At 61.4% G+C, this 19620-nt stretch carries 18 protein-coding genes and 1 pseudogene; 5 read left to right on the top strand and 14 right to left on the bottom strand.

What is annotated here, in order from left to right; all coding sequences use genetic code 11:
- Positions 1-834 precede the first annotated feature (834 nt).
- From BSU04_RS08925 to hypE, 5 genes and pseudogenes are all read right to left on the bottom strand, one after another.
- A complete protein-coding gene (locus BSU04_RS08925) occupies positions 835-1686 on the bottom strand; it encodes a polysaccharide deacetylase family protein (protein ID WP_089160278.1) in 852 nt (283 codons plus the stop codon).
- Between the two features lie 201 nt (positions 1687-1887).
- Positions 1888-2947, bottom strand: a pseudogene (locus tag BSU04_RS08920) (HoxN/HupN/NixA family nickel/cobalt transporter).
- A 67-nt stretch (positions 2948-3014) separates the two neighbouring features.
- On the bottom strand, positions 3015-3983 hold the full coding sequence (gene hypB, locus BSU04_RS08915) for a hydrogenase nickel incorporation protein HypB (RefSeq protein WP_256982338.1): 969 nt from the start codon (positions 3981-3983) through the stop codon (positions 3015-3017).
- 60 nt (positions 3984-4043) lie between these two features.
- The gene (gene hypA / locus BSU04_RS08910) at positions 4044-4373 is read right to left on the bottom strand and encodes a hydrogenase maturation nickel metallochaperone HypA (protein WP_089160277.1); all 330 of its coding nucleotides are present in this window, start codon (positions 4371-4373) and stop codon (positions 4044-4046) included.
- Positions 4374-4401: 28 nt separating this feature from the next.
- Positions 4402-5355, bottom strand: a complete 954-nt coding sequence (gene hypE / locus BSU04_RS08905; RefSeq protein WP_089160276.1) for a hydrogenase expression/formation protein HypE — start codon at positions 5353-5355, stop codon at positions 4402-4404.
- Between the two features lie 251 nt (positions 5356-5606).
- Here hypE and BSU04_RS08900 point away from each other — a divergent pair, with 251 nt between their 5' ends.
- Together BSU04_RS08900 and BSU04_RS08895 are read left to right on the top strand one after the other, a co-directional pair.
- Positions 5607-6515 carry a glycosyltransferase family 9 protein gene (locus BSU04_RS08900; RefSeq protein ID WP_089160275.1) on the top strand — a complete coding sequence of 303 codons (909 nt, stop codon included), beginning with the start codon at positions 5607-5609 and terminating at the stop codon, positions 6513-6515.
- Positions 6516-6527: 12 nt separating this feature from the next.
- Positions 6528-7460: a glycosyltransferase family 9 protein gene (locus BSU04_RS08895; protein WP_089160274.1), complete on the top strand. Its 933-nt coding sequence runs from the start codon at positions 6528-6530 to the stop codon at positions 7458-7460.
- 55 nt (positions 7461-7515) lie between these two features.
- Here the strand turns inward: BSU04_RS08895 and BSU04_RS08890 are convergent, their stop codons facing one another.
- Both BSU04_RS08890 and BSU04_RS08885 read right to left on the bottom strand, forming a co-directional pair.
- A complete protein-coding gene (locus BSU04_RS08890) occupies positions 7516-8307 on the bottom strand; it encodes a winged helix-turn-helix domain-containing protein (protein WP_089160273.1) in 792 nt (263 codons plus the stop codon).
- A gap of 78 nt (positions 8308-8385) precedes the next feature.
- A complete protein-coding gene (locus BSU04_RS08885; RefSeq protein ID WP_089160272.1) occupies positions 8386-8751 on the bottom strand; it encodes a DUF2866 domain-containing protein in 366 nt (121 codons plus the stop codon).
- A 310-nt stretch (positions 8752-9061) separates the two neighbouring features.
- Between BSU04_RS08885 and BSU04_RS08880 the strand changes: the two genes are divergently transcribed.
- Both BSU04_RS08880 and BSU04_RS08875 read left to right on the top strand, forming a co-directional pair.
- Positions 9062-10747, top strand: coding sequence for an ATP-binding protein (locus tag BSU04_RS08880; protein WP_256982337.1), 1686 nt, complete (start codon positions 9062-9064; stop codon positions 10745-10747).
- A complete protein-coding gene (locus BSU04_RS08875) occupies positions 10744-11436 on the top strand; it encodes a response regulator (protein WP_089160271.1) in 693 nt (230 codons plus the stop codon). The genes BSU04_RS08880 and BSU04_RS08875 overlap by 4 nt, the downstream gene beginning before the upstream one ends.
- Before the next feature lie 75 nt (positions 11437-11511).
- On the opposite strand, the gene denD is transcribed toward BSU04_RS08875, so the two are convergent.
- The 7 genes from denD to BSU04_RS08840 form a co-directional block, all read right to left on the bottom strand.
- Positions 11512-12477, bottom strand: coding sequence for a D-erythronate dehydrogenase (gene denD, locus BSU04_RS08870; protein WP_089160270.1), 966 nt, complete (start codon positions 12475-12477; stop codon positions 11512-11514).
- Positions 12478-12484: 7 nt separating this feature from the next.
- A complete protein-coding gene (otnI, locus tag BSU04_RS08865; RefSeq protein WP_089160269.1) occupies positions 12485-13282 on the bottom strand; it encodes a 2-oxo-tetronate isomerase in 798 nt (265 codons plus the stop codon).
- 22 nt (positions 13283-13304) lie between these two features.
- Positions 13305-14642: an MFS transporter gene (locus BSU04_RS08860; RefSeq protein WP_089160268.1), complete on the bottom strand. Its 1338-nt coding sequence runs from the start codon at positions 14640-14642 to the stop codon at positions 13305-13307.
- A 68-nt stretch (positions 14643-14710) separates the two neighbouring features.
- Positions 14711-15364, bottom strand: a complete 654-nt coding sequence (gene otnC, locus BSU04_RS08855) for a 3-oxo-tetronate 4-phosphate decarboxylase (protein ID WP_089160267.1) — start codon at positions 15362-15364, stop codon at positions 14711-14713.
- A 2-nt stretch (positions 15365-15366) separates the two neighbouring features.
- On the bottom strand, positions 15367-16668 hold the full coding sequence (otnK, locus tag BSU04_RS08850; protein WP_089160266.1) for a 3-oxo-tetronate kinase: 1302 nt from the start codon (positions 16666-16668) through the stop codon (positions 15367-15369).
- Positions 16668-17570, bottom strand: coding sequence for an L-threonate dehydrogenase (gene ltnD / locus BSU04_RS08845; RefSeq protein ID WP_089160265.1), 903 nt, complete (start codon positions 17568-17570; stop codon positions 16668-16670). The genes otnK and ltnD overlap by 1 nt, the downstream gene beginning before the upstream one ends.
- Before the next feature lie 24 nt (positions 17571-17594).
- On the bottom strand, positions 17595-18299 hold the full coding sequence (locus BSU04_RS08840; protein WP_089160264.1) for a FadR/GntR family transcriptional regulator: 705 nt from the start codon (positions 18297-18299) through the stop codon (positions 17595-17597).
- Positions 18300-18588: 289 nt separating this feature from the next.
- Between BSU04_RS08840 and BSU04_RS08835 the strand changes: the two genes are divergently transcribed.
- Positions 18589-19572: a DMT family transporter gene (locus tag BSU04_RS08835; protein WP_373452812.1), complete on the top strand. Its 984-nt coding sequence runs from the start codon at positions 18589-18591 to the stop codon at positions 19570-19572.
- The last annotated feature ends 48 nt before the right edge of the window (positions 19573-19620 follow it).

Genomic DNA, 19620 nt, shown 5'->3' with positions numbered 1-19620 from the left:
GGGGGGCACATGAACGAGCCCGATCAAGCCGGACGATCTTCAATCGGCTGTCAGGAGATGCCCGGCCGATATACCGATGCATGTATAGACTTAACGGCAGTTTGTGCCGATTGTTTAATGCCATATGCGGGTAAATGAAGCGGGTAAGTGAAGCGGGTAAATAAATTATTTGAACTTGGATCGACTCCGCATTGAGGGGCGAATCATACTGAAAATTGCTTGCTAAATCAGCCAGAAAACCAGTTCACGCCTGGGTAAGTCTCACATATACGACGGAAATCCGACATTGATTCAAGGCCCCTGACCGGAATCCGGGTGCAATACCGCCAATCTAGCCGCCGCACCCGCATTGTCCAAATCGAAAAAGTTACGGAATGTATGTTCCTCCCGCTGCGCTGGCTATCGCCGGTTGTTCTTCCTCTCTTCACCAATCGTCGATCCGGTCGTCGAGGTGACGCGTGCCAAGTCACTCTGCGGTCTAGCGATTGTGCCGCCGGGATCGCACATTTTTGCGGAACTAACTCCGGCATGTCGCGCTTGAGGGCTTGCGCCCTCGATGTCTCCGATCGTCGCGGCGCTCACCAGCAACAAGACCTCCTCCGAAGCAGTACGGAGAATATCGGAGCGCTACGTCATGCCAAGCGTCCCGGGAGAATATAAGTCGGTAAATCGTGACTTAATTGGCGCGGCGCTCGGATTCGTACAATGCGTAACGTCTCTTACTCGATAATGTGAGCAGACGTATTGCCGGTCTCTTTTTGGCTCTTTTTTGGCTCTTTTTGGCTCTTTTTGGCTCTTTTTTTTGGCTCTGTTTGGCTCTGTTTGGCCGCTCGGTCAGAATGCCTCTCGTAAGGTAACGAAGTGCAGCCCTCGTTCTTTGGCAGCGTCGAAGATCCGCGGTAAGACAGAGAGCAATACAGGTTGACCGTCGTCGGTGATCGCGGCGTCGCCATCGTGGAGCAGCAGGATGTCGCGCGGTGCCAGATCGCGCAGCAATCTCCGCGCGACGACTCCGGGGTCGCGCTCGCGGGTATCAAAGCCGCGTCGCGTCCAGGCGGCTAGCCTAAGATCGAGCTTTTGCAAGACTGGCTCCAGCAGGACATTACGCAAGCCCGCCGGTGCACGAAAGAAAGCCGGCCGCTCGCCCGTCAGTTCCGTCAGCGTGCGTTGTGCCATGGCGATTTCCCGGCTTAGCGCGCCCATGCCCGTTACCGAAAAAGTGTGCACATGCTTCTGCGAGTGGTTCTCCACGCCATGCCCTCGCGCGACGATCTCGCGGGTCAACGCGGGATATCGGCGCGCGCGTTCGCCGATCAGGAAAAACGTGGCGCGAACCCGGTGCGCATCGAGCAGGTCGAGAACCTGGGGCGTGACAAGCGGATCAGGACCGTCGTCTAGCGTGAGCGCGATGGCGTTTGCATTGCGCGGAAGGGCGGGCAAGCGGGTCCAGTTGGCGCCAAGCAGCGTTGAGCGCGGCCATAATCCCGCTGCCGTGACTGTCGCGTGGTTCACCGCCGTGCCTGCCAACCACCAAGGCCACAACTCCGGCACGGTGGCGCAGCCTGCTAGTGCCACCGCATGCCAGGCCGCCGTGACCTTCAGTGCGAGGGGATATCCTGTCACAGGCCAGCGACGCTCGGACGCTGCATCCGGATCAAGTCGCAGTCGCGGATGACGATTGAGCATGCGTGTTCCTTCTTTGATTCCAATAATGGTTAACCGTGTTTATACGCTAGTAAAAAATGCATCCCGGCATAGCGGAGTGAGCGTGGCCAAGCTTACCTATTTCCGGCGTAAGGCATTCGGAGGCATCCACACTTGTAGTGCTCAGATGAATTTTAGCGTTTAGCCGTAGTGTCACAGCGTTTTCAGTCACAGCGTTTTCAGTCACAGCGTTTTCACGGTGATATCGTCGTAACGCCTGAGCTTGTAGATTGCTATGGAGACGATCCAGCTCACAATGAAAATACCAATGACGATGTAGCCCAACAGCCCGAAGTGCTCGTTGAGGCTGCCGATAGCATCCCAGAATGGGCCCTTGAGCCCGAAGTTGTCCTGGAGCAAACCCAGCACCTCGATCCCGCCGATCACCACCGCGACCACCACGGAAACGAACGTGATCGTGATGTTGTAGTAGAGCTTGCGCATGGGCCGGACAAAAGGCCCAGCGATACGCACCGAGCATCAGGATGCCGTCGGTGGTGTCGACCAGCGACATGCCTGCCGTGAACAAGATCGGCAACACGAGCACGGACCAGAACGAGAGACCATGCGACGCCTGGGCCGCCGATATGCCGAACAACGCAACCTCGGTCGCGGTATCGAATCCGAGCCCGAAGAGGAACCCCACTGGATAAAGATGCCAGCTACGCGATACGAGTCTCAACAATGGCCGAAGCAAGCGCGAGAGGAATCCGCGATTGTTCAGCAGAAGGTCGAGATCGGTTTCGACTTGCGGCTCGCCGCGGCGCACCGCGCGAAACGACCTGATCACGGACCCCAGCACAACCAGGTTCGCGATGGCCAGCACGAACAGGAACAGCGCCGACACGCTGGTGCCGATCAGGCCGCCGAACCCTCTGAGGTCATCGAAATGCGTCGTCAATGCGGTTGCCGCGAACGCTACACCCACTGTCAGCGCGACAACCACCGTCGAGTGGCCGAGCGAGAAGAACAAGCCGGCGCCGAGCGGACTGCGGTCTATCTGGAGCAGCTTGCGCGTGACGTTATCGATAGCGGCGATGTGGTCCGCATCCACCGCATGGCGCAGCCCGAACGTGTACGCTAAAAGTGCCGTGCCCAGAAGCGCTGGCTGCCCGTGAAAAGCCGTCAGCGCCCATGCCCATGCCACCACGCTGAAGACGAGCAGGAGCGCGTAGATACCGGCAATTTTGTGGCGCAGACCTGTTGGGCGGTCATTAAAAAGCTGAGACATTTGGTTCGGCATCATGAGCCTCGCATCCTTGCTCGTACCGTAAGCTGCAACACGATCCAACCGCCGCGCTGCTGGCGCTCTAGCGCACTGTTTCCCCGACTTCCGCCAACGCGGCTGCTTCCAGCCACGCGTACCATGCCTTCATCCCCGCCCCGGTTTGCGCCGATACCTGCAGTATTTCGATAGAAGGGTTCACCTGTCGCGCATACGCAATGCAGCGGGCTGCATCGAAACGCAAGTGCGGCAGCAGATCGATCTTGTTCAACAGCATCAGGCGGCTTGCACGGAACATATGCGGATACTTGAGCGGCTTGTCTTCGCCCTCGGTCACCGACAGGATCACCACCTTCGCCTGTTCGCCGAGATCGAACAACGCGGGGCATACAAGGTTTCCAACGTTCTCGATCATCAGCCACGATTGGGCCGGCGGATCAAGTTGCGCCAGCGCGCGAGACACCATGCCGGCATCGAGATGACAACCCGTGCCCGTGTTGATCTGGACCACGCGGCAACCAGTCGCGCGAATCCGCTCGGCGTCGTTGAGCGTCGCCTGGTCGCCTTCGATTACCTGGATTGTTTGGGCGCTGTGTAGATCCTGGAGATCGCGGATAGTGCGTTCAAGCAGCGTGGTCTTGCCCGCTCCCGGTGAGCTGACGAGGTTCAGTGCGGTGATATCGCGGCTCGCCAGCCAGCCGCGGTTGTGTTCGGCAAGCAACTGGTTCTTCGCCAAAACATCCTGTTCGAGGGCGATCGTCGTGCCGTGGGTTGCCGCGGCAATCGCCACTTCGGACAGGGATACCGGCAAGTGTCCGGTGTCTGGGTGCTCGAGGGCTGCGGGCGTTTGGGTTTGATCGTGTTCGTGAACATGTTCATGACTGTGCACGTGCCCGTCATGTTCGTGAACGTGAGCGGCATGAGTATGCCGATGCGCGCGAGCATGCAGATGCGCGGCCACGCTTGCACCCGCCGACCCGGTCGCAAGTTGCCGCCATGAACCCGGTTCGCGCGCAGCAGCGCTTCCTGCCTGCCGGCGTCTCGATCTGCTCACCCGTCTCAGGGTCTGTGATCACCGCGCCAGCGCCTTTCGAGCAACCGCATGTGGTACACATCAAACCACCTCCATCTGTTTTATCTTCAGCTCGCTGCCGGCCAGCAGTTCTAGATTGACGCTTCCACACGCGCAGTGTTCGAGCAGATCGGTCATGTCCACGCTGCCGCCGCAGTCGAGGCAGCGCGCCAGGCCCGGTGTCTCGACAATCTCCAGTGCCGCGCCTTCGACCACGGTGTCTTTCGCGCAGACATCGAAGCAAAAGCGGATTGCGTCAGGCATCACCGCCGACAACCGGCCGATCTCCAGCGTCACGCGCAACACCCGCGCGCCCATCGCGCGTTCGGCGCACAGCTCGACGACACTATTCGCGATGCTCAGTTCATGCATGACACTGCGCCCCTATGCTCGATGCCGCCTAACAGATCCGGGGCAGTTGCTCGCCCGTCAGCATGTCGACGATTCGCTGTCCACCGAACACCGTATGCAGCACCACGATGCCCGCGGGCTGCGCAATGACTTCACCGATGACAGCCGCCCGCGTGCCAGCCGGGTGCGCATGCATCGCCGCGAGCACGCTTGATGCAGCGTGTGCGGGAACTATCGCAAGCAGCTTGCCTTCGTTCGCCAGATACAGCGGATCCAGGCCGAGGATCTCGCATGCGCCCTTCACTTCCTCGCGGATCGGCAGCGCGTTTTCCTGGATGCGGATCGCCACACCCGACGACGCCGCGAACTCGTTGAGCACTGTGGCGACTCCGCCACGCGTTGCGTCGCGCATGCAGTGGATGTCCTTGCACGCACCCAGCATTGCATCCACCAGTGACGCGAGCGGCGCGCCATCGCTGGCAATATCGGACTGCAATGCAAGCTGTTTCCGTGCGACCAGGATCGCCGCGCCATGGTCTCCGAGAAAGCCGTTCACTATCACGACATCGCCTGGCTGCGCACGACGCGCCGATATATTCACGCCAGGCGGCACGACGCCCACGCCTGCGGTGTTGATGAAGAGCTTGTCCGCGCAACCGCGCTCGACCACCTTGGTGTCGCCGGTAACGATAGACACCCCCGCTTCGATCGCGACACGCTGCATGCTTGCCGCCACCCGGCGTAGAACATCAACCGCAAGGCCCTCTTCAATCACCATCCCACACGATAGAAACAGCGGTTTCGCACCCGACACGGCGAGGTCGTTGACCGTGCCCGATACCGCCAGCGTGCCAATGTCGCCGCCAGGGAAAAACAAGGGGTCGACGACGTAGCTGTCGGTGGTGAACGCAAGCCGGTCGCCGAATCGCGCGAGGTCTGCGAGTGGAAACACCGCCTGTTTGGGCGACGGCGGCGCCGCCTGAAACGACGATCGGAAGTACATCAAACGCAGATCAAATGCACATCCGACACACGGCGGTCACGTAGTTATCGCATGATCCGACTCGCCATTGACCCGGGACGATCCGCGCGGCATCGGTACTTTGTTGCCCTGACATTGCCCGGCTCCTAAGTATTGGTAAGTTGTGCCGTAACCCACGTAATGGAGCGGGATCTTAGACTGCCTCCGGCTCGGGGATCCATCCTGAGCGGAAAGCGCTCCCCCGACAGCGGAGTGCCTCGCCGGAAGCATGTATGCCGCACGCAATCCAGCCACTGTCGAGTGTGGCATTGATCCTCTCGTCGGCGCTCGGCGACTCGCTGCTGATGATGACCGTAGCACGCAATCTCAGATTGAACGGTGTGTCGGTCACGGTGTTTGGCCAGCAAATCGATAACATGCGGAGCTGGTTTCCCGGCATGGATATTGAACCCGAACTGAAACCGGACGACTGCGCGAATCAACTCGCCCGCTTCGACACGGTGATCCAGCTTCACGCCAACAAACCGTTTGTGAACCTGGAACGGCTGCATCCCAAGGTCATCGTCCTGGCCCATCTGTGCAGCGCCAATTCAACCGAGTCGATGGCCGAACGCCTGACACGGTTCTGCCACGACGAACTGCGCCTCACCCTCGTCGACAAAGCCAACGGCATCACGCCCTTGCCCGGCCTGACTCATCGCCAGCGCTCGCTGCGCGTGGTGATCCACCCCATGGCCAGCACGACCGACAAATGCTGGCTGGCGTCACGCTTCATCGGGCTTGCGATCAAGCTGCGGGACAGCGGCTTTGACCCGCAATTCGTCGTGGCGCCCGAGGAACGCGCGCACTGGACGCATATTGAACGATTCGGGCTCACGCTCGCCGATCTCGGACCGCTCGATCAGGTCGCCGGGTGGCTCTATGAGTCCGGCTGGTTCATCGGCAACGATTCAGGTGTGGGACACCTTGCGTCGAGCCTCCAGATCCCCACGCTATCGCTCTTCATGCGCCGCGGCACAGCTCGCACATGGCGTCCCGGCTGGGGCGTGGGGCAGGTGCTGATCGGCAGCGCGTATTTGCCGACCGGGTGGCTCAAGGAGCGTTACTGGAAATACATGTTGTCGGTCAACACGGTGTCTCAAGCATTCGACCGGCTGCGCGCACTGACTGCCAACGCATGAACGCAGAAACGCATGCCTAACCCCACCCGCCCCTCGTCGCTTGCGCTTGCCCCGTTCAGGCGGGTTGCGTTCGTCACGTCCAACGCGATAGGCGACACGCTGGTATCGATGGTGATCGTGCGGAACCTGATCGACAACGGTATCGACGTCACCGTGTACGGCACGCCCGCGCACGCGCTTCGGCACTGGTTTTCCGGCGTCACTATCTTTGCGCTGCCGCAGGACAATCTCGCCACTGCGTTCGCTCAGTACGACACGGTTTTCCAGATGCAACGGAACCAGCCGCTGCATGATCTCGCCGATGTTCATCCTCACGTGGTCACGCTGCATGACGTCGAATTCGGCGACCGCCCGGGCTGCATGGCACAGCGCTTCGCTGACTTCTGCCGGGACGATCTGGCGCTGAGCGCGCCGGTGCTGGATAACGGAATGAGAGCGCCTGCGAGCCTTGTGCATCGCAGGAACGGCAAGCGCGTGATGATTCATCCCGAGGCCAGCACCGAGGACAAACGCTGGTCCTCGCACCGCTTCGTGCGGCTCGCCCAGCGCCTGCGAAAACGCGGTTATGACGTGCAGTTCGTGATCGCGCCGCATGAGCGAGAACGCTGGCGCGATCTCTCGACGCTGGATATTCCGGCGCCCCAATTTGCGAACCTGCACGAGCTTGCCTGCTGCATGTACGAGTCGGGCTGGTTTATCGGCAACGACTCCGGCATTGGCCATCTCGCGTCGAATCTCGGGATTCCGAGCTTGAGCCTGTTCCGGCGTCGCCGGGTGGCCGAGCGCTGGCGGCCCGCGTGGGGCGTGGTCGACGTTGTGTTGCCGTGGCAGTGGGTGCCGAGCGCGTATCTGAAAGAGAAACTATGGCGTCAAACGCTGACGTGCAACCGCGTGCTCGCAGCATTCGCGCGACTGACCCGGCAGGCAGCCCGCAAGTACGGTTAGACCGAGTGTAAGGACCGGTGAAGGGCATGGACAACGGGCATGGACAACGCGGCGGCTAAGCGTAGCTGTTCACCGCAGGGACTCGCTTCCACGCCGGTTCCGGCGGCATGACGTCGAGTTCGTCGTAATCCATGGAAGCGGCACTCATCCCGGACGGGGTGAAGACATAACCGCGCCCGCGAATGGTCTGGATCAGGCGCGGCGTCGACGGGTCAGCTTCGACAATCCGCCGCAACCGGCAGACCAGCACGTCGAGCGAACGGTCGCAATGCCCTTCGCCGGCGCCACGCAATTTGTCAGCGATGACGCGTCGGGACAACACCTCTAGCGGATGTTGCGCGAAGAGGCGCAGCAACGCGAACGTGCTCGAATGCAGAGCAACGGGCACGCCGTGGCGGGTCAGCATGCGGGCCCGGAAATCGAGGACAAATTCGCCGATGTCGCACCGTCCCATGGCATTCAACGGCGCGTGGGATTTGTGCGGGGCGCGGCGCAACACGTTCTCGACCCGCGACAGCAGCTCGCGTGGATTGCAAGGCATCCTGACGTAATCATCGGCGCCCAGTTCAAGGCATACGATCAGCTCCACCGAGTCAAGCGAGTCCCCGATCACGATCACCGGGGTGTCATGGCCGGCCTGTCGCAGCGCCTGCAGGACGGCCGATGCTCTCATGTCGGGCAAGCCGTCTCGCAGCACGATCAAAGCCGGGACATCGTGCCCCATGCGTCCGATCAACGCACTGCCGCTGCCGAGCGTATGGACGTCCATGTAGCGGCTTTCAAGGACATCGCGAAGATTCCCGTGGATCGCCGGATTGGCCTCGACAAAAAAGATACGTGTTTTCACTGTGTTTCCTAGGGGACTTCCTGAGCGTCAGATGAGCGTCAGCAAACGGGCGATGCGTTGCCCGATAGCGCCATGCCGCTATGCTCGCGGCAATACTACGCGCGCCGGCAACTCACGGTCGTCCGTCACAAGGTGCTGCGGGCCGTTCTTGTGTGAACGCATCCGATGGCGAATTTCGTCTTCCGACGCGTCGCCCGGCACCGCAAGACACGAGTATTGCCCCTCGCGATTGACCCATTCCACAATCCTGCAGCACTCGCCCCATGGCCGCGGCAGCGTTTCGGACACCCGTGCACCACGCAGCTTGATGACCTGTTGCGCAGCGCTCGCGCAGGCGGCTGCGGGTGCCTTCGCCGCCGGCCTTTTGCCGCTATCACGGGACGGCGAAGCAACGCGTCCGAAGACCTTCGATGAGGGTCGCTGAACGCTCGACGCGGTTTGCATGTGTTCTCTCCAGAATCGACAATGAATCGGCAGTTGAATCAGCCTTGAGTGGATTGGGTTGCATGACCCCATTGGCAGGATCGAATACTAGCCAGGCATCACGCACTGACAATGAACAAAAGAAGGAGAAATCGTGGAGGTTGCTCCGGAACGTCGCGCAAACGTGAGGCAGCTTCCCTGTTTCCACTAGAATCCGCGAATGCACAGAGAAACACATAGCGAACCACTCGGCGCACAGGCAGGCTCATCGACGGGCCCCTCCGTGGCCTCAACCACGGGCCAAACGCCGCGCCGCAGCTCGCGTAACATTTTGAAAGCACTTGGAACCCGCTCCCGCGCGCGGGCAGGCAAGATTCGCTTTGGCATTACGTGGAAGATGTTCCTCGCGGTACTGATCGCCTGCCTGACGATTTCTCTCACGATGGGATACGCGCTGCGCCTGAGTTTCGAGAACGGCTTCCTGCATTACGTCCGCGCGCGCGACGCCGGGCGGCTGAACGCCGTCATGGCGAAGGTGACGGCTGAATACGCCGCTCACGGCAGCTGGAATTTCCTGCGTCAGCATCCCGAAGAATGGATAACGCTGCTCGACGCCGCACATGATCAGGCCCTCAGGCAGGAGATGGTCGAGGCGCAGACGAACAAACTGCCGAGCTGGCGCACTTTCCCGGGCAGCGCCAGCGTGCAGCAAATGCTCGGACCGCTCTCGGGTAGCGAAGAGGGTTCGCACTGGGGCATGCGCCTGCCTGCCCCCGCGTTCGCCGACTCGGGGGTGGCGGCAAACCGCGACCGCAGCGTGGGACGCGACGTGCCATTCGACGAACCGTCCTACGAGCGCCCTCCGCGTCCGCTCATGGGACGCGGAGGACGCGGCGCTCCCCAACCCGCCACGCTCTACGACGCCAACCATGACCTGGTCGCCACGACTGACTCCGAGCCGCCGCCCGACACCGCCCTCAAGCCGGTGGTCTACAACGGCAAGATCGTCGGCTGGGTCGCGGCCAACGCGCCCAATACACTTTCCGATGCCGCCGATATCGCGTTCCAGGCCCAGCAGGCGCGTGCGACCTGGGAGATCGCCGGCGTGGCTGTGATCGTGGCTGCACTGGTTGCCATGCTGCTTGCGCGGATCGTGCTGGCGCCGGTCAAGCGGTTGATGATCGCAACGCACCGGCTGGCGGGCGGCGACTACACCACCCGGGTTGCCGCCGGGCGCCGCGATGAACTGGACCGGCTGGCGGGCGACTTCAATGTGCTCGCGGATTCCCTGCAGCGCGCGGAACGCTCGCGCCGGGATTTCATCGCCGATATCTCGCACGAACTGCGCACGCCGCTCGCCGTATTGCGCGGTGAACTGGAAGCGATCGAGGACGGCGTGCATGCGTTTGATCGACATTCGCTGGCCTCGCTACAAACCGAAGTCGCGATGCTGAACAAATTGATCGAGGACCTGTACGAGTTATCGTTGAGCGATGTCGGTGCGTTGAGCTACCGGAAGGTGCCGGCCGACATCGGACAACTGGTACGCGCATCGGTCGAGGCGATGCGCGAATCGTTCAGGGCCAAGCAGATTGCATTGAGCCTGACGCTGCCGGAACTGTCGGCGCAAGAGTCGGCTAACGGAGCCGCCGGCGTGATCTTCCAGGTCGATCCCGCGCGCTTTGTGCAGTTGCTTAAAAACCTGCTGCTCAATTCGTTGCGTTATACCGATCCAGGCGGAAGCGTATGCGTCTCGGTGAGCGTCGGCCCTCGCGGCTGGCAACTCGATATCCAGGACTCTCTGCCGGGAGTGCCTGCCGAAGCGTTGCCGCATTTGTTCGAACGCTTGTACAGAGTCGATGAATCGCGCAGTCGCCAGAGCGGTGGCGCAGGCCTCGGCCTTGCACTGTGCCGCGCTATTGTGACCGCCCACGGCGGGACCACGGTTGCCCGGCCATCACCGCTTGGCGGCGTCTGGATAACCGCGCATTTTGAACCGGAAGGAGGCGTGGCATGACTACCGAGAGACGCGGCGTTCGAATCCTGATCGTCGAGGATGAGCCGAAGCTGGCGGCGGTCATGGCGGACTACCTGCATATCGAAGGATTCGAAACGACGTCGATCAGCGACGGCGCCGAAGTGATCCCGTTCATTCGCACCACCCCGCCCTCCCTGATGCTGCTCGACCTGATGCTGCCCGGGCGCAACGGCATGGACATATGCCGTGAGGTACGACAGTTCTCGACGCTCCCGGTGATCATCCTGACGGCGCGCGTGGATGAGGCCGATCGCCTGCGCGGCCTCGAGATCGGCGCCGATGACTACGTCTGCAAGCCCTTCAGTCCACGCGAGGTCGTCGCACGCGTGAAGGCCATCCTGCGCCGTTCGGCCCCGCCCGCAGCGACGGCTGCACCCGTTGCGACGGGCCTTGAGGTGGACCAGCAATTTCATCGTGCACGGCTCGACGGCGAGGAGCTCAAGCTCACGCCGGTCGAGCTGCGCATGCTGGCATTGCTGATGAAATCGCCGGGCAGGATCTTCCCGCGCGATTACCTGCTCAATCAGCTTTACGACGATCATCGGGTCGTGACCGACCGCACCATCGACAGTCACATCAAGAACCTGCGCCGCAAGCTTCAGGTCGTGCGTCCTGACAGCGAACCGATTGTTTCGGTCTACGGCGTGGGGTATCGGCTGGAACTTTAGGGGGCGACGTGCAACGGGCGACGTGCAACGGGCGCCGTTCAGCGCCCGCCCCGATCGCCTGGCTGCCTTAAGCATTCACGCGCCAGCGGACTTGCTCTCTTCAATGAAGGCGCGAATCACATCGCTGAAGTTGCGATCGGCCGCCAGCCCCAGCTTTTCGCCTCGCTCAGTCTCCCACGCACCCGGCCAGCTCCCGACAATCTTTTCGATCTTCGGATCCGGTTGCCAGTCGATCAGCGCAGCCACCTCTTCGCCCGCCACTTCTTTCAGTGCATCGACCATTTCCGTCACGCTGACCGAGAGGCCCGGCATGTTGACGACCGGCCACGTGCCGAGCTCGGCCTGTTCAAGCTCGCACCCTGCTATCAGCGATTCGATTGCCTGTTTCGGCGACAGCAGCCACAAACGCACGTCGCCCCCCACCGGACACACTGCGCGCTCGCCATTCAGCGGCTCGCGAATGATGCCGCTGGCAAATGACGATGCCGCTGCATTCGGCCGTCCCGGACGCACGCTGATGGTCGGCAGGCGCAGCACGCGGCCATCGACAAACCCGCGTCGCGAGTAATCGCACAACAGCAACTCCGCGATCGCTTTTTGCGTTCCATACGATGACTTCGGATTCAGCGCGGTATCGTCACGTACGACCTCGGGCAGCGTGCCGCCATACACCGCGACCGAGCTCGTGAACAACACCCGCGGCGCGTGTCCAAGCGAGCGGCACACATCGAGCAGCAGGCGCGATGCGTCCAGGTTGATGCGCATGCCCAGTTCGAAATCCGCTTCCGCCTGGCCACTCACAATCGCGGCAAGATGAAAGATCGCGTGAGTGTCCGCGCCGATGCACCGCTCAAGCACGCTGCGATCCGCAATATCGCCGGTCTCGGTTCGCACGCGCTTGTCGCCCAGATCCGGCGCACGCACGACGTCCAGCAGCGTGAGTCCGGTGATCGGCTGGCCCAACAGGTTGCCGCGTTCGAGAAGACGACGTGCAAGCCGTTGTCCGAGAAAACCGGCGCCGCCGGTAATAAGAATGTTCATGTTGCCCTCACGCGCGTTGCAGATAAGGTTTGATCCAGCCGAGTCCGTCCGACGTCGCGGCTTTCGGCCTGTATTCGCAGCCGATCCAGCCGTCGTAGCCGAGCGAATCGATCAGGTCGAACAGGTACGGATAATTCAGCTCGCCCATGTCCGGCTCATGCCGCTGCGGCACGCCCGCGATCTGGATATGACCGATGCCCGCATGCGGGCGTTTCATGTCGCGCCTGAGCTTGACCGACAGGTCGCCCTCCACGATCTGGCAGTGGTAACAATCGAATTGCACCTTGAGGTTCGGCGCGCCGATCTCCTCGCAGATCGCTTGCGCGTCGTCCTGGCGGTTGAGGAAAAAGCCGGGAATGTCACGGGTATTGATCGGTTCGATAACGACCGTGATATCCAACGTGTGTGCGGCGTTGGCCGCCAGTTCCAGGTTCTTCACATACACCGCGCGATGTCTTTCACGCGACTGTTCCGGCGTGATCAGACCCGCCATCACATGCAGCGTCTTGTTGCCGAGCACCGCGGTGTATTCCAGCGCTTTATCGAGGGCGCGCGCGAACTCTTCCTCGCGCCCCGGCAACGAAGCGGTCCCGCGCTCGCCCGCCGCCCAGTCGCCCGGCGGTGCGTTGAACAAGGCCTGCGTGAGGCCATGTTCGTCGAGCCGCGCCTTGATTTCGGCTGCGGCAAAGTCATAGGGGAACAGGAACTCCACGGCCTTGAATCCGTCCTTCGCTGCAGCAGCGAAACGGTCGAGGAACGCGTGCTCTGTGTACATCATCGTGAGATTGGCGGCAAAACGGGGCATAACATCGACTCCTTGAATGAGTTCAGCGATTCACGAGCTTGGCGGGCACGAGCCACGTGGCGATGGCACCAATTACAAGCATGGCGGCGAGGACGTACATGCCCGTCGCCGTGCTGTGCGTCAGGTCCTTCAGGTAACCAATCATGTAGGGGCTCGCAAAGCCAGCCAGATTGCCGATCGAATTGATCACCGCGATCCCGGCTGCCGCTGCGGCTCCGGACATGAAGGCTGTCGGCAAGGACCAGAACAACGGCGCGCACGTCAGCACACCGGCGGCGGCCACGGAGAGCGCGATGATCGACACCACCGTGTTGCCCGCGAACGATGCAGCCACCGAGAAGCCGATCGCGGCAGCAAGCGCCGGCACAATCAGATGCCAGCGACGTTCCCGCCGCTTGTCCGCGCTATGGCCCAACACGTTCATTACCACGATAGCCACCAGAAACGGAATGGCGCTCAGCAAGCCTATATTGAACGCCCCGCTCACGCCCGTGGACTTGATGAAGGTCGGCATCCAGAACGTCAGCCCGTATTGACCGGTGACGAACGCAAAGTAAATCAGCGACATCCACCACATGCGGCTATCGGCGAACAGCGCGCGCAGCGAATGTCTGGTGCTGTCTCCGGCGTGCTGCGGCTGCGCGCTGATTTCATCTTCCAGCAAGCGCTTTTCGCGTTCGCTGAGCCATTTTGCGCTGCGGATGTTGTTGTCCAGATAGAGGATGGTCGCAATGCCGATCAACAGCGCCGGGACTGCTTCGATCAGGAACATCCACTGCCAGCCTTCGAAATGCCGGCTGTCCGAGAACGTCTGCACGATCCAGCCGGACAACGGATTACCGAAGATGCCCGCCACCGGAATAGCCGACATGAACACAGCGACAATCTTCGCGCGCCGGTGCGACGGAAACCAGTAGGTCAGGTAAAGGATCACGCCGGGATAAAACCCGGCTTCGGCCAACCCGAGCAGGAACCGCAAGATGTAGAACTGCGTGGGGGTCTTCACGAATACAAAGAGCGCCGAGAGAATGCCCCATGTGATCATGATCCGCGCTATCCAGATGCGCGCGCCGATCTTGTGCATCAGGATATTGCTTGGCAGTTCGAACAGAAAATAGCCCAAGAAAAATACGCCTGCGCCGAAGCCGAATACGGTCTCACTAAAACCAAGATCCTGCGACATTTGAAGTTTTGCAAACCCCACATTCACGCGATCCAGATAGGCCACCACGTAGCACAGCATGAGAAACGGCACGATGCGCCAGAACACCTTCGAATAGGTGCGGGTAAGTTCTTTATTGTCGTACGCAGAAGCTGCAGGCGTGCGCGGGCCACCAGGCACCGCTTGGTCAGGGGTCATGCTTGTCTCCGGAAGGCAGTTTCGTGTTCGTTGATTCTGTTGCGTACGTGGCTTGGGAGCGGTGGACGCTACCAGCGCACGTTGAAGGTCTTGCGCAGGTCGTCGATGGCGGCCTCATCGAGCGGCTCAGGAAGCGGTGCATTGGTCGAGCGCGCGAGGAGCCAAAGCCGTGCGGTTTCCTCAAGCTCTTCCAGCGCGTACGACGCATGGCTGACCGATTTTTCCCAAACGACCGGCCCCAGCCTTTCCAGCAGTACCGCCCGCACCTTCGACGCAAGCGCCGCCACTTGTTGCGCGACAAGGGGATCGCCCGGACGCCGGTAAGCGATCAACGGCACATGGCCGACCTTCATCACGAAGTACGGCGTGATGGGCGGCAATACGTCGTCGCGGCGCCAGATACCGGCAAGCGTCAAAGCGAGCAGATGCGTGGAGTGCGTGTGGACAATACCGTGCGTGTCGCTGTTGTTCTCGTAGATCTTTCTATGCAGTGCCAGAGTCTTCGATGGCTTGCCGCCGGACACGTGATTACCCGCTGCATCGACCTTGGCGATATCCGCCGGATCAAGGCGACCGAGGCAGGCATCGGTCGGCGTGATCAGCCAACCGTCGTCAAGCCGTGCGCTGATGTTCCCGGCAGTGCCAACCGTATAACGACGCTCATAAAGACTCGCGCCCGTCTCGCAGATTTCCTCGCGAATGCGGTTCTCATTCGTCGCCATGGTCACGCGACTCCATCGAGAGACTTCAGCGCCTTCATGAAGAAATCCTTCGTGCCGAAGTTGCCTGACTTCAATGCGAGCGCCAGCGGATCTTCGCCGATAGACTGCGTCGCCGGCACGCCAGGATCTATCTGCGCGCCAATGCGCAGGGATTTCACGCCCAGCGCCTGCACGACCGCGCCGGAGGTCTCGCCGCCCGCAACAACAAATTTCCGCACACCCGCATCGCGAAGCCCGCGTGCAATCGATGCCAACGCTTGTTCGACCAGATGTCCGGCTTTCTCGACGCCCAGTTCCTTCTGCACGGTCTTGACTTCTTCGGGCGTGGATGTGGCGTAGATCAGCACCGGTTCATCGGCATGCTTCGTCGCGAATTCAACGGCCTGCTCAACCACCGGTTCGCCGCGCGAGAGCGCGAGCGGGTCGATACGAAAGCTCGGCTTCGTTGCGCGCCACTGCGCCACCTGCTCGTTGGTCGCCTTCGACGCACTACCCGCCAGCACGACGGATCGGCCTTCAATCCTGGGCAGCTCAGATGCATGGTCCGCTTCAGTGAGCAAGTTCTCCGCGCGGAAGTTATTCGGCAAGCCGAGCGCGATGCCCGAGCCGCCCGTAATCAGCTTGAGATCCGAGCATGCTTCGCCCAGCACGTAGAGATCGGCATCCGAGACGGCGTCGGCGATGGCCATACGCACGCCATCGTTGCGCAACACAGCGATTCTGTCGCGCACGGCTTGCGGTCCCTTCGCGATGACGTCATACGCGATCAACCCGACCTTGGATTTCGTCTGGTGTTGCAGCACACGCACAAGGTTAGGATCAGTCATGGGCGTGAGCGGATGGTTTTGCATGCCCGACTCGTTCAGCAACACATCGCCCACGAACAGGTTGCCGCGAAAGATCGTGCGGCCGTTCTCCGGAAACGCGGGGCACGCGATGGTGAAGTCCTCGCCCAGCGCGTCGAGCAATGCATCGGCAACCGGCCCGATGTTGCCTTTATCAGTGGAATCGAAGGTCGAGCAGTACTTGAACAGGAACTGCCGGCAGCCCTGCGCACGCAGCCACTCGAGCGCCGCCAGCGATTGCGCGACCGCTTCTTGCGCGGAAATGGTGCGCGATTTCAACGCGACGATCAGCGCGTCCGCTTCAATGCCTATATCCGATGTGTCCGATGTGTCCGATGCGTCCGATGCCGGCACGCCGATGGTCTGCACCGCGCGCATACCGCCGCGCACGAGCATATTGGCGAGGTCGGTGGCACCGGTGAAGTCGTCGGCGATGCAGCCAAGCAGCGCTTTGGTCATTATTTGGCCCCCTTCGGTATGTCGATGCCCGGGAAAATCTTGATCACCGCCGAGTCGTCTTCACCACCGTGTCCGGCTGTTGACGCCATCATGAACATCTGGTGTGTCGCGGCCGACAACGGCAGCGGAAACTTCGAGGTGCGCGCCGTATCGAGTACGAGACCAAGATCCTTCACGAAGATATCGACGGCTGACAACGGCGTGTAGTCTCCTGCGAGAATGTGCGGGACGCGGTTCTCAAACATCCACGAGTTGCCCGCGCTATGCGTGATGACGTCGTAGAGCGCGTCCGGGTCCACGCCTTCGCGAAGCCCAAGCGCCATGGCCTCGGCCGCCGCGGCAATATGCACGCCCGCCAGGAGCTGATTGATGATCTTTACCTTCGAGCCCGCGCCATGCTCATCGCCTAACCGGTAAACCTTGCCCGCAATCGCTTCGAGCACGTCCTCACAGGCCTCATAGGCGGACGCGGGGCCTGACGTCATCATCGTCATTTCGCCGGATGCCGCGCGCGCCGCGCCACCGGACAGGGGGGCATCGAGCATATGCAGGCCAGCCGCTTCCACACGCTTGCCGAGTTCGATGGCAAACGCGGGAGACACCGTCGCGCAAGCCAGTACCACGCCGCCAGGTTTCATCGCGGAGACGGCGCCGGGTTGAGTCTCCGAGCCGAACAATACGGTCTCCGTTTGCGCCGCATTGACGACAACGGTTACTACGACGTCGCACTGGCTGCCCAACTCGGCAGGCGTAGCGCAGGCGATACCGCCTTCGCCCGCGAACGCGTCGAGCACTTGAGTACGCACGTCGCAAGCATGAACCTTGAAGCCCGCGCGCAACAACGAACGCGCGACGCCCAGGCCCATTGCGCCCAAGCCGATCACTCCCACGTTTCTGGACATTTCGTTATCCTTCGAATCAACTGGTCAGCAAATGCCGGCTTCCGCGAGGCGGCGAGCGGCGTTGTAAAGGTGGGTCTGTGCGGCATTGCGCGCAGCCATGGGGTCGCCAGCGCGAATGGCAGCCGCGATCCGCGCATGTTCCTCCCGAACCTGCCGCGAAAAGTCTTCTCGCAGCGATTCGTTGCGGCGCGTAACGAGCGTGCCGGCCTCGAGATACTGGTTCAGGAATGCAAGCGTGGTCAGGAAATACGGGTTGCCGGTGGCTCTTGCGATCGCGCGATGAAACTCGACGTCTTCAGTTACGCCGTCCTCGCCTTTCGCCACGGCAACATCGATGCGCGCCAGCTTCGCTTCGATCTCGTCCATCTGCGCGTCCGTGCGGCGCATGGCGGCCTCCGACGCGACTTCCGCTTCGATCGCCCGGCGCAGCGCCAGAATCTGCACAACCGCGCCGGGCTCGACTGCTTGCGCGTAATCGATCCGCAGCGGCCTGATCCCCGCCCGCTCGACGATAAACACGCCGCTGCCCTGGCGCGGCTCGACCATACCCTCGTTTTTCAGGCGCGAGATCGCTTCGCGGATGACCGTGCGGCTCACCCCGAACTCCTGCGCGAGCACGGCTTCGGTCGGCAATTTTCCGCTTTTTACGAAGCTGCCCTTCTCGATTTGCAACTGAATCTGCTGCGCGACCGTGTCGCTCAAGGCTTGCGCAGGGATCTTGTCGAACATGCCGCCTCTATTTGTTGGGTGATGTGGTCATCATACAAATTTCGCCAGTTGTCGAGATACTAGAGATAACCCTGAGAAAGCCATCCGCCGCTAGCCAACTCAACTTGCCGTGCGATCCGATCGTAATTTTTCTCACATACGCATGAGAATTGTTCGTTTGGCGGCCACCTATCCACGGCCTACGATTGCAGCCGTATAGTGGACCAAGACGTTTGCCGTCGGAATGCTTGATCGAATGCTTGGTCATTTCACGCCGGACTGAATCATCTAGCACTACACCGCCTATACGATGGCTCCGCGTCGCGACTCCATTGCGCTCGACGCCCTAAAAATGAATCCTATAAATATCGTCCAGTTGCTCATCCTCGCCGCCTTATGGGGAGGGTCGTTCCTCTTTATCCGCATGGGTGTTGCCGACTTTGGCGTCGCGCCGTTAATGGCACTGCGGGTCGGCATCGGCGCGTTGTTCCTGCTGATCGTGCTGGTCATGCGCAGGTCCGCGAGCGGCTCTTTTCAGCTACTGCGCACCCATGCATGGCCGCTGTTTGTGGTTGGCATCCTGAACTCAGCTGCGCCATTCTGCCTCTTCGCTTATGCCGAACTCACGCTGTCAGCGGGCGTGACGTCGGTGATCAACGCGACTACGCCGCTGTGGGGCGCGATCGTTGCGTTCCTGTGGCTGAAGGATCGGCTGAGCGGGCTACGCATCGCCGGACTGGTGATTGGTTTCGCAGGCGTGGTCGCCCTGGTCTGGAATCAGATAAACGTGGGGACAACCAGCGCTGGGACGACCGTGCCGCCAGTGACCACTGCGCTTGCCGCAGTCGCAGCGCTCGGCGCCACGCTGCTGTATGGGATCGCGGCGAGCTACACCAAGCGCAATCTAACCGGTGTCGATTCACTCGCCGTCGCCACCGGCACGATGACCGCCGCTACCGTCGTGCTGCTGCCGTTCGCCGTGTTCTGGTGGCCGGCCACGCCCATTTCGTCGCAGTCCTGGGGAGCGGTAATCGCGCTGGGCGTAGCGTGTACCGGCGTCGCTTACATGCTGTTCTTCCGGCTGATCGCGGCAACCGGCCCCGCGCGCACGATCAGCGTCACGTTTGTCATCCCGATCTTCGGCATCCTGTGGGGCGCGCTCTTCCTCTCGGAACACGTATCACCCGGAATGATCAAGGCGTGTGTCGCTATTCTTGTCGGGACGGCCCTGGCTACGGGTGTGATCAAGCGGCTTCCGGGCATGGGCGCGCGACGCGAGGCGCCTGTGAAATAAAGCGGGCGCGGGTATCTTTTCGTAGCGCCCGCAACCGCATCTCCCGGG

This window comes from Caballeronia sordidicola (assembly GCF_002220365.1).
Lineage (GTDB): Bacteria > Pseudomonadota > Gammaproteobacteria > Burkholderiales > Burkholderiaceae > Caballeronia > Caballeronia sordidicola_C.
The sequence above is the reverse complement of the archived record's forward strand: the minus strand, read 5'-3'. Positions and strand labels throughout refer to the sequence as shown.

Coding starts and splice junctions, on each gene's coding strand:
- BSU04_RS08925 (WP_089160278.1), bottom strand. CDS start 1,686: ATGCTCAATCGTCATCCGCGACTGCGACTTGATCCGGATGCAGCGTCC.
- hypA (WP_089160277.1), bottom strand. CDS start 4,373: ATGCATGAACTGAGCATCGCGAATAGTGTCGTCGAGCTGTGCGCCGAA.
- hypE (WP_089160276.1), bottom strand. CDS start 5,355: ATGTACTTCCGATCGTCGTTTCAGGCGGCGCCGCCGTCGCCCAAACAG.
- BSU04_RS08900 (WP_089160275.1), top strand. CDS start 5,607: ATGCCGCACGCAATCCAGCCACTGTCGAGTGTGGCATTGATCCTCTCG.
- BSU04_RS08895 (WP_089160274.1), top strand. CDS start 6,528: ATGCCTAACCCCACCCGCCCCTCGTCGCTTGCGCTTGCCCCGTTCAGG.
- BSU04_RS08885 (WP_089160272.1), bottom strand. CDS start 8,751: ATGCAAACCGCGTCGAGCGTTCAGCGACCCTCATCGAAGGTCTTCGGA.
- BSU04_RS08875 (WP_089160271.1), top strand. CDS start 10,744: ATGACTACCGAGAGACGCGGCGTTCGAATCCTGATCGTCGAGGATGAG.
- denD (WP_089160270.1), bottom strand. CDS start 12,477: ATGAACATTCTTATTACCGGCGGCGCCGGTTTTCTCGGACAACGGCTT.
- otnI (WP_089160269.1), bottom strand. CDS start 13,282: ATGCCCCGTTTTGCCGCCAATCTCACGATGATGTACACAGAGCACGCG.
- BSU04_RS08860 (WP_089160268.1), bottom strand. CDS start 14,642: ATGACCCCTGACCAAGCGGTGCCTGGTGGCCCGCGCACGCCTGCAGCT.
- otnC (WP_089160267.1), bottom strand. CDS start 15,364: ATGGCGACGAATGAGAACCGCATTCGCGAGGAAATCTGCGAGACGGGC.
- otnK (WP_089160266.1), bottom strand. CDS start 16,668: ATGACCAAAGCGCTGCTTGGCTGCATCGCCGACGACTTCACCGGTGCC.
- ltnD (WP_089160265.1), bottom strand. CDS start 17,570: ATGTCCAGAAACGTGGGAGTGATCGGCTTGGGCGCAATGGGCCTGGGC.
- BSU04_RS08840 (WP_089160264.1), bottom strand. CDS start 18,299: ATGTTCGACAAGATCCCTGCGCAAGCCTTGAGCGACACGGTCGCGCAG.
- BSU04_RS08835 (WP_373452812.1), top strand. CDS start 18,589: ATGGCTCCGCGTCGCGACTCCATTGCGCTCGACGCCCTAAAAATGAAT.